Annotated in this window: 13 protein-coding genes; all 13 read left to right on the top strand. The window is 69.0% G+C overall.

From position 1 onward, the window contains the following. The first annotated feature begins 52 nt into the window (after positions 1–52). Positions 53–1,183, top strand: coding sequence for an acyl-CoA dehydrogenase family protein (locus DFLDMN_RS11820; RefSeq protein WP_423195151.1), 1,131 nt, complete (start codon positions 53–55; stop codon positions 1,181–1,183). 159 nt (positions 1,184–1,342) lie between these two features. Beyond that, positions 1,343–1,996 (top strand): 2-hydroxychromene-2-carboxylate isomerase, encoded by a 654-nt coding sequence (locus tag DFLDMN_RS11815; RefSeq protein WP_423195150.1) that lies wholly within the window; start codon positions 1,343–1,345, stop codon positions 1,994–1,996. Continuing rightward, a complete protein-coding gene (locus DFLDMN_RS11810) occupies positions 1,993–2,694 on the top strand; it encodes an HAD family hydrolase (protein ID WP_423195149.1) in 702 nt (233 codons plus the stop codon). The genes DFLDMN_RS11815 and DFLDMN_RS11810 overlap by 4 nt, the downstream gene beginning before the upstream one ends. Next, the gene (locus DFLDMN_RS11805) at positions 2,691–3,143 is read left to right on the top strand and encodes a YchJ family metal-binding protein (protein ID WP_423195148.1); all 453 of its coding nucleotides are present in this window, start codon (positions 2,691–2,693) and stop codon (positions 3,141–3,143) included. Before DFLDMN_RS11810 ends, DFLDMN_RS11805 begins: the two co-directional genes overlap by 4 nt. Positions 3,144–3,192: 49 nt before the next feature. Beyond that, complete coding sequence (locus DFLDMN_RS11800; RefSeq protein WP_423195147.1) at positions 3,193–4,800, top strand: carboxyl transferase domain-containing protein; 1,608 nt, start codon at positions 3,193–3,195, stop codon at positions 4,798–4,800. A gap of 19 nt (positions 4,801–4,819) precedes the next feature. Next, the gene (locus DFLDMN_RS11795) at positions 4,820–5,770 is read left to right on the top strand and encodes a dienelactone hydrolase family protein (protein WP_423195146.1); all 951 of its coding nucleotides are present in this window, start codon (positions 4,820–4,822) and stop codon (positions 5,768–5,770) included. Then, complete coding sequence (locus DFLDMN_RS11790; protein WP_423195145.1) at positions 5,767–6,555, top strand: enoyl-CoA hydratase/isomerase family protein; 789 nt, start codon at positions 5,767–5,769, stop codon at positions 6,553–6,555. The genes DFLDMN_RS11795 and DFLDMN_RS11790 overlap by 4 nt, the downstream gene beginning before the upstream one ends. A gap of 251 nt (positions 6,556–6,806) precedes the next feature. After that, positions 6,807–8,267 carry an adenosylmethionine--8-amino-7-oxononanoate transaminase gene (gene bioA / locus DFLDMN_RS11785; RefSeq protein WP_423195144.1) on the top strand — a complete coding sequence of 487 codons (1,461 nt, stop codon included), beginning with the start codon at positions 6,807–6,809 and terminating at the stop codon, positions 8,265–8,267. Then, the gene (bioF, locus tag DFLDMN_RS11780) at positions 8,257–9,471 is read left to right on the top strand and encodes an 8-amino-7-oxononanoate synthase (protein WP_423195143.1); all 1,215 of its coding nucleotides are present in this window, start codon (positions 8,257–8,259) and stop codon (positions 9,469–9,471) included. Before bioA ends, bioF begins: the two co-directional genes overlap by 11 nt. Beyond that, a complete protein-coding gene (gene bioD / locus DFLDMN_RS11775) occupies positions 9,468–10,226 on the top strand; it encodes a dethiobiotin synthase (protein ID WP_423195142.1) in 759 nt (252 codons plus the stop codon). Before bioF ends, bioD begins: the two co-directional genes overlap by 4 nt. A gap of 24 nt (positions 10,227–10,250) precedes the next feature. Continuing rightward, the gene (gene bioB, locus DFLDMN_RS11770) at positions 10,251–11,294 is read left to right on the top strand and encodes a biotin synthase BioB (RefSeq protein ID WP_423195141.1); all 1,044 of its coding nucleotides are present in this window, start codon (positions 10,251–10,253) and stop codon (positions 11,292–11,294) included. A 57-nt stretch (positions 11,295–11,351) separates the two neighbouring features. Next, positions 11,352–13,409: an acetyl-CoA carboxylase biotin carboxylase subunit gene (locus tag DFLDMN_RS11765; protein ID WP_423195140.1), complete on the top strand. Its 2,058-nt coding sequence runs from the start codon at positions 11,352–11,354 to the stop codon at positions 13,407–13,409. 161 nt (positions 13,410–13,570) lie between these two features. Then, positions 13,571–14,512 carry a 2-hydroxyacid dehydrogenase gene (locus DFLDMN_RS11760; protein WP_423195139.1) on the top strand — a complete coding sequence of 314 codons (942 nt, stop codon included), beginning with the start codon at positions 13,571–13,573 and terminating at the stop codon, positions 14,510–14,512. Positions 14,513–14,545 lie beyond the last annotated feature (33 nt).

Below are 14,545 nucleotides of genomic sequence, written 5' to 3'. Positions count from 1 at the left end.
CAGGCCGGCCAAGGTTCACAAGACCGCGGCGGGAACCAAACCGAGAGACGACATGCTGCTGAGTACCGAACAGGAAATGATCCGCGACGCCGTGCGGCAGTTCGCCCAGGAAGTGATCGCGCCGCAGGCGGCGCAGTGGGACCGCGAGCGGATGTTCCCGCGGGCGGTTCACAAGGAGCTCGCGGCGCTCGGCGCCTATGGCGTGGCGGTGCCCGAGGCCTACGGTGGCGCCGGGCTCGACTACCTGTCGCTGGCGCTGATTCTCGAAGAGATTGCGGCGGGCGACGGCGGTACTTCCACCGTCATCAGCGTCAACAACTGCCCGGTCTGCAGCATGCTGATGGCGTTCGCCAGCGAGCCGCAGAAACAGCAGTGGCTGGTACCGCTGGCGCGCGGCGAGATGCTCGGCGCGTTCTGCCTGACCGAGCCGCATGTCGGCTCCGACGCGGCCGCGTTGCGCACCACCGCCAGGCGCGATGGCGACCATTACGTCCTCAACGGCGTCAAGCAGTTCATCACCAGCGGCAAGCATGCCGACGTGGCGATCGTGATGGCGGTGACCGACAAGGACGCGGGCAAGCGCGGTATCAGCGCGTTCCTGGTGCCGACGTCCACGCCGGGCTATATCGTCGCCCGCATCGAGGACAAGCTCGGCCAGCATTCGTCCGACACCGCGCAGATCGTGTTCGAGGAGTGCCGGGTGCCCGCGCAGAACCTGCTGGGCGAGGAAGGCGCGGGATACAAGATGGCATTGTCCGGGCTCGAGGGCGGCCGCATCGGCATCGCCTCGCAGAGCATCGGCATGGCGCGCGCGGCGTTCGACGCGGCGCTGGCCTATGCGAAGGAGCGCGAGAGCTTCGGCCAGCCGCTGTTCCAGCATCAGGCCGTACAGTTCCGCCTGGCGGACATGGCCACGCGCATCGACGTGGCGCGTCAGATGGTGTGGCACGCCGCCGCGCTCAAGGATGCGGGCCGGCCGTGCCTGAAGGAGGCCGCGATGGCCAAATTGTTCGCCAGCGAGATGGCCGAGCAGGTATGCTCCGATGCGATCCAGGTCTTTGGCGGCTATGGCTATGTGAGCGACTTTCCGGTCGAACGGATCTACCGGGACGTGCGGGTGTGCCAGATCTACGAGGGCACCAGCGATATCCAGAAGATCCTGATCGCGCGGGCGCTGGCCTGAGCGGCGCGGCGGCACGCCAGGCGCCGACATCCCGCGCGTTATAGTGAGCGCAGTTCCTGCAGTTCGACCATCGCACCCAACCTCGCCGCCAACTTCGTCGCCAACCTCGTCGCCAACCTCGTCGCCAACCTCGCAGCCTCACCTACCGGAGTCCGTGTCATGACCGCACCGATCGATTTCTACTTCGACTTTTCGTCGCCGTACGGCTACTTTGCCAGCACCTGCATCGACGACATCGCCCAGAAGTACGGGCGCTACGTCGCCTGGCATCCGCTGCTGCTCGGCGTGGTGTTCAAGACCACCGGTTCGTCGCCGCTGCCGAGCATTCCGCTCAAGGGCGAGTACTGCTGGCGCGATTTCGAGCGTACCGCGCGTTACCACGGTATCGACTACCGGCGCCCGACGCACTTTCCGCTGCCGACCACGCACGCGGCACGCGCCATGCTGTGGCTGCAGAACCACCACGGCGCCGACCTCGCCACCGCCTTTGCCAAGGCGGTCTATCGCGCGCTGTTCGCCGAGGACGTGAATATCGCCGAGCCGGCCGAGATCGCGCGCATCGCCGGCACGCTCGGCATCGACGGCCAGGCGCTCAACGAAGGCGCCACCAGCTTCCAGATCAAGGATCAGCTCAAGGCCGAGGTCGACGTGGCGATGGCCAAGGGGGTGTTCGGCTCGCCGTTCGTCATCATCGATGGGGAACCGTTCTGGGGCTTCGACCGCTTCGACCAGATCGAGGAGCACCTGCGCGGCCAGCGCCAGACCGAGTTGCGTGCCGTCCCCGACATCATCAAGGAAAAGAAACCCGCATGACAGTAGCCCAACCGGCCAGCCCGCTGGTCCAGCCAGCCCGACGATTCGATTGCGTGATCTTCGATTGCGACGGCGTGCTCGTCGACAGCGAGCCGCTGGTCCATCGGCTGCTCAACCAGATGCTCAACGAGCTCGGCATCCGCATCTCGCTGGAGGAATCGGTGCGCTGGTTCCTGGGCCGCGCGGTGCGCGACGAACTGCCCGAGATCGAGCGGCGCCGGGGCGCACCGTTGCCCGACAACTGGCTGTCGACGTGGCTGGCACGGCGTAACGCGATGCTGGAGTCGGAGCTGGAGGCGGTCGCGCATGTCCGCGCTGCGATCGCGGACATCGCCGCCACCGGCATGCCGGTGTGCGTGGCCTCCGGGGCGGATCGCATCAAGGTCAAGCTGCAGCTGACGCGTACCGGCCTGGTGGAACTGTTCCGGCAGGATGCGCGCGAGCATATCTTCTCGTCGACCGAAGTGGAGCGCAGCAAGCCGGCCCCCGACGTGTATCTGCTTGCCGCGCGCACCATGGGTGTGGACCCGGCCCGCTGCGCGGTGATCGAGGACAGCCCCACCGGCGTGACCGCGGGCGTGGCGGCGGGCATGACGGTGTTCGGCTACGCCGCGCGCAACGATCCGCATGCCTTGCGCGCGGCCGGCGCCGCCACCATCTTCACCGATATGCGCCAGTTGCCGGCGCTGGTCGCATGAGCGCGCGACGGCCGGCGGCCAGCAAGGCCACGCCGTGTCCGTGCGGCCACGCCGACTATGCGGCGTGCTGCGGACGCTATCACCGGGGCGAGGCGCTGCCGCCCACCGCCGAGGCGCTGATGCGCTCGCGCTACAGCGCCTACGTGCTCGACCTGCCGGACTGGCTGCGCCAGACCTGGCATGCGGACACCTGTCCGGACGAGATCGCGCCGGACACCGGCACGCGCTGGCTGGGCCTGACCATCCGCTCCCACGCGCAGCAGGACGATACCCATGCCACGGTGGAATTCGTGGCGCGCTACAAGATCGGCGGCCGCGCGTGGCGCCTGCACGAGCTGAGCCGTTTCGTCCTGGCGCCGCGCGCCGACGGGGAGGCCGCGCGCTGGCTCTATGTCGATGGCGACATGCTGGGCGAGGGCGCACCGGCAGGCACCGGGCCCATCACGTAACAGGCAGGAAACACACGGCAGGATCGCGCGATAACAGGAAGAGACAACGATGCCCACGCTGGAAACCAAACTCAACGCACGTTCGGAAGCGTTCAAGGCCAATGCCGAGGCCATGGAGGCGCTCGTGGCCGATCTCAAGGCGAAGATCGGCAAGCTCGCCGAAGGTGGCGGCGAGGAAGCGCGCGCCAGGCACCTCGCGCGCGGCAAGCTGCTGCCACGCGAGCGCGTACGGCAACTGCTCGATCCGGGCACGCCGTTCCTGGAGCTGTCGCAGCTGGCGGCCTGCGACATGTACGACGATGCGGCGCCGGGCGCCGGCATCATCACCGGCATCGGGCGCGTGGCGGGCCAGGAATGCGTGATCGTGTGCAACGATGCCACGGTCAAGGGTGGCACCTACTACCCGATGACGGTCAAGAAACATGTGCGCGCGCAGGAAATCGCCGAGCAGAACCATCTGCCGTGCATCTACCTGGTCGATTCCGGCGGCGCCAACCTGCCCAACCAGGACGACGTGTTTCCGGACCGCGATCACTTCGGCCGCATTTTCTACAACCAGGCCAACCTGTCGAAGCAGGGCATTCCGCAGATCGCGGTGGTGATGGGCTCGTGCACGGCCGGCGGCGCCTATGTGCCCGCCATGAGCGATGAGTCGATCATCGTGCGCAACCAGGGCACCATCTTCCTGGGCGGCCCGCCCCTGGTGAAGGCCGCCACCGGCGAGGAGGTCAGCGCCGAGGACCTCGGCGGCGCGGACGTCCATACGCGCCTGTCGGGCGTGGCCGACTACTACGCGCACAACGACGCGCACGCGCTGTCGCTCGCGCGCAATATCGTGCAGCACCTCAACCGGCGCAAGCCTGATCAGATCCGCCTGCACGAGCCGCTGCCGCCGCGCTATCCGGTGGAGGAGCTCTACGGGGTGATCCCGACCGATACGCGCAAGCCGTACGACGTGCGCGAGGTGATCGCGCGCATCGTCGACGACTCCGAGTTCGACGAATTCAAGGCACGCTACGGCACCACGCTGGTGTGCGGCTTTGCGCGGATCTGGGGCTATCCGGTCGGCATCGTGGCCAACAATGGCATCCTGTTCTCCGAGTCGGCGCTCAAGGGTGCGCACTTTATCGAGCTGTGCTGCCAGCGCAAGATTCCGCTCGTGTTCCTGCAGAACATCACGGGCTTCATGGTGGGCCGCAAGTACGAGAACGAAGGCATCGCGCGCAACGGCGCCAAGATGGTGACGGCGGTGGCCACCGCGCAGGTGCCCAAGTTCACGGTCATCATCGGCGGCTCGTTCGGTGCCGGCAACTACGGCATGTGCGGGCGCGCCTATTCGCCGCGCTTTCTGTGGATGTGGCCCAATGCGCGGATTTCCGTGATGGGCGGCGAGCAGGCCGCGAGCGTGCTGGCCACGGTGCGCCGCGACGGCATCGAGGCGCGCGGCGGGCAGTGGAGCGCGGAGGAGGAGGAAGCCTTCAAGCAGCCGATCCGCGACCAGTACGAGCACCAGGGCCATCCGTACTACGCCAGCGCGCGCCTGTGGGACGACGGTGTCATCGACCCGGCGCAGACGCGCACGGTGCTTGGCCTGGGCCTCTCGGCCAGCCTCAATGCCCCGATCGACGACATGAAGTTCGGCGTGTTCCGGATGTAATCGCCACGCAGGATCGCAGATGGTTTCCGTGTTTCGTATCGGGCTTCGCTGGTGCATGGTGGCGGTCGGACTGTTGCCCGCGGCACCGTCGCTGGCGCAATCCGTGCTGCCGTCGGGCGTGAGCGAGCAGGTCGTGATGGTGCCGAAGGTGGGCGCGCACGCGACGGTGGCCCTGGAGACCACGATCTTCCGGCCGCCCGGCGACGGGCCGTTTCCGCTGGTGGTGATCAACCATGGCAAGGCGGCCGGCCGGCCCGCGTTCCAGGGGCGTGCGCGCTTTGCCGCGCAGAGCGCGGAATTCCTGCGGCGCGGCTATGTGGTGGCGCTGCCGATGCGGCAGGGATTCTCGCGCTCGGGCGGCGCCTACGTGGGCGGCAGCTGCGATGTGCAGGCCAATGGCCTCATGCAGGCCGAGGACGTGACCGCCGCGCTCGATTACCTCACACGCCAGTCTTATGTCGACAGCGAACGCATCGTGGTCATGGGCCAGTCGCATGGCGGGCTGTCGACCATGGCCTTCAACGCGATCGGCTATCCCGGTGTGCGTGGCGTGGTCAATTTCGCCGGTGGCCTGCGCAATGAAAGCTGCGACAACTGGGAATACAACCTGATCGATGCGTACGCCGACTATGGCCGCACGGCGCGCTATCCGTCGCTGTGGATCTATGGCGACAACGACAGCTACTGGCCGTGGCCGCTGCCGGAGCACATGTTCAATAGCTACAAGTCCACCGCGACCGGCAGCGCGGCGGACGCCACCTTTGTCGACGTCGGCGAATTCGAGACCGACTCGCACCGGCTGTTCAGCAGCCGCAATGGCATTCGCGTCTGGCTGCCCGCGCTCGACGCCTTCTTTCGCAAACTGGGTTTGCCGTTCGACCGTACCGACCTGCAGGAGCGCCTGGACCCGTCCGGCGCCTCGGGCGCGTCGCACCCGTCGGCGCGGCCCGGCCCTCTGGAGCGCTCATGAACTTCACCACGCTTGCCGTCACTGTCGCACAGCATGTCGCCACGGTCACGCTGAACCGGCCCGATGTGCGCAATGCCTTCAATGAAACCGTGATCGCCGAGGTGACCGGCGCCTTTCGCGCGCTTGGCGATACGCCGGAAGTGCGCGCGATCGTGCTGGCCGGCAACGGCCCCGCATTCTGCGCGGGCGCCGACCTCAACTGGATGAAGACGATGGCCGGCTACTCCGACGACGAGAACCGTGCCGATGCCCTGACGCTCGCGCAGATGCTGCACACCGTCTGGTCCTGCCCCAAGCCCGTGGTGGCGCGCATTCACGGCGACACCTATGCCGGCGGCGTGGGCCTGGTCGCGGCGTGCGATATCGCGTTGGCGGCCGAGCCCGTGCACTTCTGCCTGTCGGAGGCGCGCCTTGGCCTGATGCCGGCGACCATCAGCCCGTACGTGATCCGCGCCATGGGCGAGCAGGCCTCGCGCCGCTACTTCATCACGGCCGAGCGTTTCGATGCGGCCGAGGCGCTGCGGCTCGGCTTTGTGCATGCGGTGGTGCCGCCCGAGGCGCTCGATGCCAAGGTCGCCGACGTCACGGCGGCGCTGGTGGCCAACAGTCCCAACGCGGTGCGCGAGAGCAAGCGGCTGGTGCAGGATGTGGCGGGGCGTGCCATCGACGACGACCTGCTGGCGCTGACCGCCGACCGCATCGCGCAGATCCGTGCCTCCGACGAAGGCCGCGAGGGCGTGCGTTCGTTCCTGGAAAAACGCGCGCCGTCGTGGCGCCCGGCCTGACGTGTTGACGGGCGAAGTGGCGCAGAAGCCGGCCAATCGCGCAGGTGCCAAGGCGTGCGTTGCCAACCTCGCTCAACAACCCGGCTTTTGTCGCTAACTCGCTCACTGCCGCCGGTTTGCCAAGTCTTCCGGACCTTCCTACCATGAGGCTCCCCGATCCGTCCCTGTCCGCGCGCCGTTCCGCGCCTGCCGGCCTTGCCTGGCACGCCGTGGCCGCGCGTGGCGTGGGCGATCCATGTAGGAGGTCCCCCTTGGAACACCTGTCTCCCCCGGCTGGCGACGACACGCTCGCGGCGCGCAGCGCGCGCGCGGTGTGGCATCCCTGCACCCGCCTGCGGCCCGACGGCAATGTGCCGCCGCTGGCCATCGCGCGCGGCGAGGGCGCGTGGCTCGTCGATACCGACGGCCAGCGCTATTTTGACGCCATCAGTTCATGGTGGGTCAACCTGTTCGGCCATGCCAACCCGGACATCAACGCGGCGCTGGTCGCGCAGCTGCAGACGCTCGAGCACGTGATGCTGGCCGGCTATACGCACGAGCCGGCGGTGGCGCTGGCGGAGCGGCTGTCGGCGCTGACCGGCGGCGCGCTCGGCCATGCGTTCTATGCGTCCGACGGCGCCTCGGCGGTGGAGATCGCGCTCAAGATGAGCTTCCACTACTGGCGCAATACCGGACTCTCGGCCAAGCGCGAATTCGTGTGCCTGCGCGACGGCTATCACGGCGAGACGGTCGGCGCGCTGGCGGTGACCGATCTGGAAGTCTTCCGCGATGCGTACGACGCACTGACGCGCCGCGCGCATGTGGTGATGTCGCCCGATGCGCGGCAGGCCCGCCGCGGCGAATCGGCTGCCGACGTGGCCGCGCGCGCGCTCGCCGAACTGGAGGCGCTGCTGCGCGAACGCGCCGGCCAGATCGCCGCGCTGATCGTGGAGCCGCTCGTGCAATGCGCGGCCGGCATGGCGATGTACGACCCGTCGTACCTGGCCGGCGTGCGCGCGCTGTGCGACCGCTACCGCGTGCACCTGATTGCCGACGAGATCGCGGTCGGCTGTGGCCGCACCGGTACGTTCTTTGCGTGGGAGCAGTCGCGCGGTGCCGCGCAGGCGGACGGCGAGCCGTTGCCCGCGCATGCGTGGCCCGATTTCCTGTGCCTGTCCAAGGGCATCACGGGCGGCTACCTGCCGCTCTCGCTGGTGCTGTCGCGTCCCGCGATCCAGCGCGCCTTCGTCGCCGACGAGCTCGCCCGCAGCTTTCTGCATTCGCACTCGTACACGGGCAATCCGCTGGCCTGCCGCGCGGCGCTGGCCACGCTCGACCTGTTCGCGCGCGACGACGTGCTCGCCGCCAATCGGGAGCGCGCGCAATGGCTGGCCGAAGCCATGGCACCGCTGGCGGCCGATGTGCGCGTGCGCCACGTGCGGCAGCGCGGCATGATCTGGGCCGCCGATATCGATGCCGAGGCGGCCGGCGCCGAGTTTTCCGCGCGCTTCCATCTGGCGGCGCGCGCGCGCGGCGTGCTGGTCCGGCCGATCGGCCTTACGCTGTACGTGATGCCGCCGTATGTGTTCGATGCCGCGCAGGCGCGCTGGCTCGGCGAGCAACTGCTCGCCACGCTCGACGAGGTGACCGCGCCGCGCGCACCGTCGTCGACCCATGCCGCCGGGTCGGCCATTGCCACCGCCGCCGCGCAGGAGGTCCACCATGTTGCTTGATCACCTGCGCCGGGCCGCTGCCGAACGCGAGGCGCTGGCGCTTACGCGCCGCCGCCGCATCGCCCATAGCGCATGCGCGCCGCACCAGTCGGTGGGCGGCCTGCACACGGCGCCCACCTCGCTGCTGACCTTCTGCAGCAACGACTATCTCGGCCTGGCCGATCATCCGGCCATTGCCGCCGCGCTCGCCGAGGGCGCGCATCGCTACGGTGCCGGCAGCGGCGCCTCGCATCTGGTCAGCGGACATTCGCTGGCCCATGCGCAGCTCGAAGAGCGCCTGGCGCAGTGGCTGGCGCCGTCGATCCCGCACGCGCGCGCGCTGTACTTCTGCACCGGCTACATGGCCAACCTCGCGGTACTGACCGCGCTGGGCGCGGCCGGTGCCACGCTGTTCTGCGAGTCGCTCAACCATGCCTCGCTGATTGACGGCGCACGCCTCGCGCGGGCCGACGTGGTGCGCTACCCGCATGGCGACGTGGCTGCGCTGGCGACGCAACTGGCCGCCTGCCAGAGCGAAGTCAAGCTGATCGTCACCGACAGCGTGTTCAGCATGGATGGCGATATCGCGCCGCTGGCAGAACTGCTCGCGCTGGCCGAGGCCCATGATGCATGGCTGATCCTCGACGATGCGCATGGCTTTGGCGTGCTGGGCGAACACGGCCGCGGCGTACTCGAACATCTTGGCCTGGTCTCGGAACGCCTGATCTACCTGGGCACGCTGGGCAAGGCGGCGGGCGTGGCCGGCGCCTTCGTGGCCGCGCACGAACTGATCGTCGAACATCTGATCAATACCGCGCGTCCGTATATCTACACCACGGCCGCGCCGCCGGCGGTGGCGCATGCGCTGCTGACCAGCCTGACGCTGATCGAAGGCGACGAAGGCCACGCACGGCGCGCGCGGCTGGCACAGCTGATCGCGCAATTGCGCGACGGTCTCGGCCGGCTGGCCGCCCGCGCGGGATGGTCGCTCGGCGACAGCGATACGCCGATCCAGCCGCTGATCGTGGGCGACAACGCCGCCGCGCTGGCGTTGTCCGCGGCGCTCGAAGCCGACGGCATTCGCGTCGGCGCGATCCGCCCGCCCACCGTGGCGGCCGGCACCGCGCGCCTGCGCATCACGCTGTCGGCCTCGCATGGCGCGGCCGACGTGCGGCGCCTGCTCGATGCCATCGCGCGCGCCATGGCGCATCAGGAGGCAGCATGACGGCGCCCACCCCACCGGTCGCGCGTCCGGCTCGCGTGGCCTGCTTTGTCACGGGCACCGATACCGGCGTCGGCAAGACGCATGCGAGTGCCACGCTGCTGCATGCGCTGCATGTGGCGGGCTACAGCACGGCCGGCATGAAGCCCGTGGCCAGCGGTGGCGAATGGCTCGACGAGCGCTGGCAGAACGACGACGTGGAGCAGCTGCGCGCGGCGGGCTCGATCATCGCGCCGCCCGAGGAGATGTGCCCGTTCCTGCTGCGCACGCCGGTGTCGCCGCATCTGGCCGCCGCGATGGAAGGGGTGCGCATTACACGCACGCCGATCCGCGACGCCTTCGAGGCGCTGCGCCGCCGCGCCGAAGCGGTGGTGGTGGAAGGTGTGGGCGGCTTCGTGGTGCCGCTTGACGTGGGCGCGGCGCGCTGGACGACCGCCGACCTTGCCGTCATGCTCAACCTGCCCGTGGTGATGGTGGTCGGCATGCGCCTCGGCTGCCTGAGCCATGCGATGCTGACCGCCGAGGCCATCCGCGCGCGCGGCCTCAGGCTGGCCGGCTGGATCGCCAACCATGTCGACCCCGATATGCTGCTGCCGCACGAGAATATCGCCACGCTGCACGACGCCCTCGGCGCGCCCTGCCTCGGCCAGTTGCCATGGCAGGTAGCGCCGGCCGCCGCCGCGGTCCATCTGGACCTCGCGCCGCTGCTGTCGCACATCGCCCGTACCCAGGACCCGGCCGCGAGCCGCGTTCACTGAATCCCATACAAGACGATCCCGATCATGACCCAAGCCAACCTCAACGCCGCCACCGTGGCCACCGTTTCCGCCGACGCCCTGCGCCAGTCGGCCCGCAATATCGCCGCCGCCGCGCCCAAGCCGGGCGACGCATGGCGCGTCGACGAAGTGGCCGCGCTCTTTGCGCTGCCGTTCAACGACCTGCTGTTCCGCGCGCAACAGGTGCACCGCGAGCACTTTGACGCCAACACGGTCCAGCTGTCCACGCTGCTGTCGATCAAGACCGGCGGCTGCGAGGAGGATTGCGGCTACTGCCCGCAGAGCGCGCATCACGATGCCGGCGTGCAGGCCGAGAAGCTGATGGCGCTCGACGAAGTCCTGGAGGCGGCGCGCAACGCCAAGGCCAACGGCGCCACGCGTTTCTGCATGGGTGCGGCCTGGCGCAGCCCCAAGGACCGGCACCTCGAGCCGGTGATGGAAATGGTGCGCGAGGTCAAGGCGATGGGTCTCGAGACCTGCGTCACGCTCGGCATGCTCAAGGCCGAGCAGGCGCAGCAGCTGAAGGACGCGGGGCTCGACTATTACAACCACAACCTCGACACCTCGCCCGAGTTCTACGGCAAGATCATCACCACGCGCACGTACCAGGATCGTCTCGATACGATCGGCCACGTGCGTGAGGCCGGCATCAATGTCTGCTGCGGCGGCATCGTCGGCATGGGCGAGTCGCGCGAGGCACGCGCTGGCCTGATTGCGCAGCTGGCCAACCTCGACCCGCATCCCGAGTCGGTGCCCATCAACAACCTGGTGCAGGTGGAAGGCACGCCGCTGGCGGGCACCGCCGCGCTGGATCCGTTCGAGTTCGTCCGCACGATCGCGGTGGCGCGCATCACCATGCCGCGCGCGATGGTGCGCCTGTCCGCCGGCCGCGAGGCCATGGACGATGCGTTGCAGGCGCTGTGCTTCATGGCCGGCGCCAATTCGATTTTCTACGGCGAGAAGCTGCTGACCACCGGCAACCCGCAGGCCGAACGCGACCGCGCGCTGCTCGCGCGCCTCGACATTCGCGCGGAAGGCTACGCGGGGTAACACCCACCGGTGCGGAGCAGGCTGCCGCCCCCGACCATAAGAAGGAGGAGAAGCGCCATGTTCCAGAAAATCCTGATCGCCAACCGTGGCGAGATCGCATGCCGGGTAGCGGCCACCTGCCGCCGGCTCGGCATTCGCACGGTAGCGGTCTATTCGGACGCCGACGCCGATGCGCGGCACGTCGCGTTCTGCGACGAGGCCGTGCATATCGGTGGCCCGGCCGCGCGCGACAGTTATCTGCGCGCCGACCATCTCATCGAGATGGCGAAGGACACCGGCGCCCAGGCCATCCACCCGGGCTACGGTTTTCTCTCCGAGAACGAGGGCTTCGCCGAAGCCTGCGCCGCGGCGGGACTGGTGTTCATCGGTCCGCCGGCGGCGGCGATTCGCGCCATGGGCAGCAAGAGCGCGGCCAAGCAACTGATGGAGCAGGCCGCGGTGCCGCTCGTGCCCGGCTATCACGGCGACGACCAGGATGCCGCGCTGCTGCGGCGCGAGGCCGACCGCATCGGCTATCCGGTACTGCTCAAGGCGAGCGCGGGCGGCGGCGGCAAGGGCATGCGCGTGGTCGAATCCGGCGATGCCTTTGAAGCCGCGCTGGCCTCGGTCAAGCGCGAGGCTTCGGCGAGCTTCGGCGACGACAAGGTGCTGGTCGAGAAATACCTGACGCGGCCGCGCCATATCGAGATCCAGGTGTTTGCCGACACGCACGGCAACTGCGTCTACCTGTTCGAGCGCGACTGCTCGGTGCAGCGCCGTCATCAGAAGGTACTGGAGGAAGCGCCGGCGCCGGGCATGACCGAGGACCGTCGCCGCGCGATGGGCGAGGCCGCCGTTGCCGCCGCGCGCGCGGTGGGCTACGTCGGTGCCGGCACGGTCGAGTTCATTGCCAACCAGGACGGCTCGTTCTACTTCATGGAGATGAACACGCGCCTGCAGGTCGAGCACCCGGTCACCGAGATGATCACGGGGCAGGACCTGGTCGAGTGGCAATTGCGCGTGGCCGCCGGCGAGCCGCTGCCGTTGCTGCAGGACGCGTTGCGCATCGACGGCCACGCGCTGGAAGCGCGCATCTACGCCGAGAACCCGGACAATGGCTTCCTGCCGTCGACGGGCACGCTGCGCTACCTGCGCACACCGCCGGCCGTGCAGTTCATGCGCGGGGGCGGCAGCGACGGCAATCCGCATGGTCCGGCCGGCGTGCGTATCGACGCCGGCGTGCGCGAGGGCGATGCCATCAGTCCGTTCTACGACCCGATGATCGCCAAGCTGATCGTGTGGGGCCGCGACCGCGACGAAGCGCTCGCGCGCATGGCGCAGGCGCTGGCCGGCTACCACGTGGTGGGGCTGTCGACCAACGTGGCGTTCCTGCAGCGGCTGGTGAAGTCGGAAGCGTTCCGCACCGCCGATCTCGATACCGGGCTGATCGAGCGCAACCAGGACGTTCTGTTTCCGCCGCAGCGTTCGGGCGGCGCGGCCGTGGGGATGGAGGCGATCGCCCTTGCGGTGGGCGCGCTGCTCGACCGCGAGGCCCGCATGCGGCGCATCGACGCCAGCGATCCGCATTCGCCGTGGACCCATGCCGGGCCGTGGCGCCTCAACGGCCGCGACGAGCGCACGCTGCGCTTTGCCACGGGCGGCGGTGCCACGCTCGACGTGGTGCTGCGCACCGATATGCGCCGGCGCGGCACGCTGATCTTTGCCGACCAGGCGGCGCCGTTCGCCTACACCTGCCAGGCCGACGATTTCCATGTCGACCTCGGCACACGGCGCGAGCACGGCCAGGTGCATGTGGACGGCGATATCTTTCATGTGTTCCATGCGGGCCGCCATGACGTGCTGGAATGGCTCGACCCGCTCGCGCATGCGGGCGAGAGCGAAGGCGAAGGTGGCAAGCTGACCGCGCCGATGCCGGGCAAGGTGATCGCCGTGATGGTCGAGCCCGGCAGCCATGTCACGCGCGGCACGCCGCTGCTGGTGATGGAGGCCATGAAGATGGAGCACACCATCAGCGCGCCGGCCGACGGCGTGGTCGCGGAAGTCCTGTACGGCGTGGGCGAGCAGGTGGCGGAAGGCGCGCAACTGCTGGCGTTTGCGGTGCCCGAGGCGGCCTGACCGCGCGCGGGAGGGCAAGCGGAGGGCAAGCGGGATGGGGTGCGGTGCGCCAGTGGCGCCGCACCGCGCGCCCCATCCGTGCCAGAATTGCCCTGCTGGCCCGATGCCGTCGGGCCCTGACACGGTCACAATATCCATACCAACACCCCCACGGAGTCGAGATGAAGTTGCAGTTGTACGTGCCGGACGGCCGCTACGAGCCCTGGATCGAAGGTTTTGCCGAAGCGCTGCCCGAGGCGGAATGCCTCAAGTGGGAAAGCTCCCAGGGCGAGCAGGCCGACTATGCCGTGGTCTGGCGCCCGCCGGTCGAGATGCTGCGCGGCCGCACCGACCTGCGCGCCGTGTTCAATCTCGGCGCCGGCGTCGATGGCATCCTGCGCCTGCGTGATGGCGATCCCGACGCATTGCCGGCCGATGTGCCCATCGTTCGCCTCGACGATGCCGGCATGGCCGCGCAGATGGCCGAGTATGTCGGCGCCGCGGTGCTGCGCGACTTCCGCAAGCTCGATGCCTATGCCGCGCAGGCCGCGGCCGGCACGTGGAAATTCATCAAGCCGAACCGCCGTGCCGATTTCACCATCGGCGTGATGGGCATCGGCACGCTGGGCGCGCATATCGCGCGCACGCTCGCCAGTTTCGGCTTTCCGGTGCGCGGCTGGAGCCGCACGGCGAGAGCGGTCGAGGGCGTGCAGGGTTTCCATGGCGAAGCCGGCCGCGAGGCCTTCCTCGACGACCTGCGCGTGCTGGTCAATGTGCTGCCGCTCACGCCCGAGACCGAGAACATCATCGATACCGACCTGCTCTATCGCCTGCGGCGCGGCGCGCACGTGATCAACGTGGCGCGCGGCCAGCATGTGGTGGAGGACGACCTGCTTGCCGCGGTGCGGGAAGGACAGATCGGCGCGGCCACGCTCGACGTATTCCGCGCCGAGCCGCTGCCCGCCGATCATCCGTTCTGGGGCGAGCCGCGTATTGCCATCACGCCCCATATCTCGGCGCTGACGCTGCGCGAGGACAGCATTGCGCAGATCGCCGGCAAGATCCGCGCGCTGGGCGCGGGCCAGCCGATCGCGGGCATCGTCGATATCGCGCGCGGATACTGACACAACCGGGAAGGGACGGCGGTGCCGCGCTGC

Origin of the sequence: Cupriavidus sp. H19C3 (genome assembly GCF_049393815.1) — a bacterium.
In the GTDB taxonomy this organism is placed as follows: domain Bacteria; phylum Pseudomonadota; class Gammaproteobacteria; order Burkholderiales; family Burkholderiaceae; genus Cupriavidus.
This window is presented reverse-complemented; position numbering and strand designations above follow the sequence as displayed.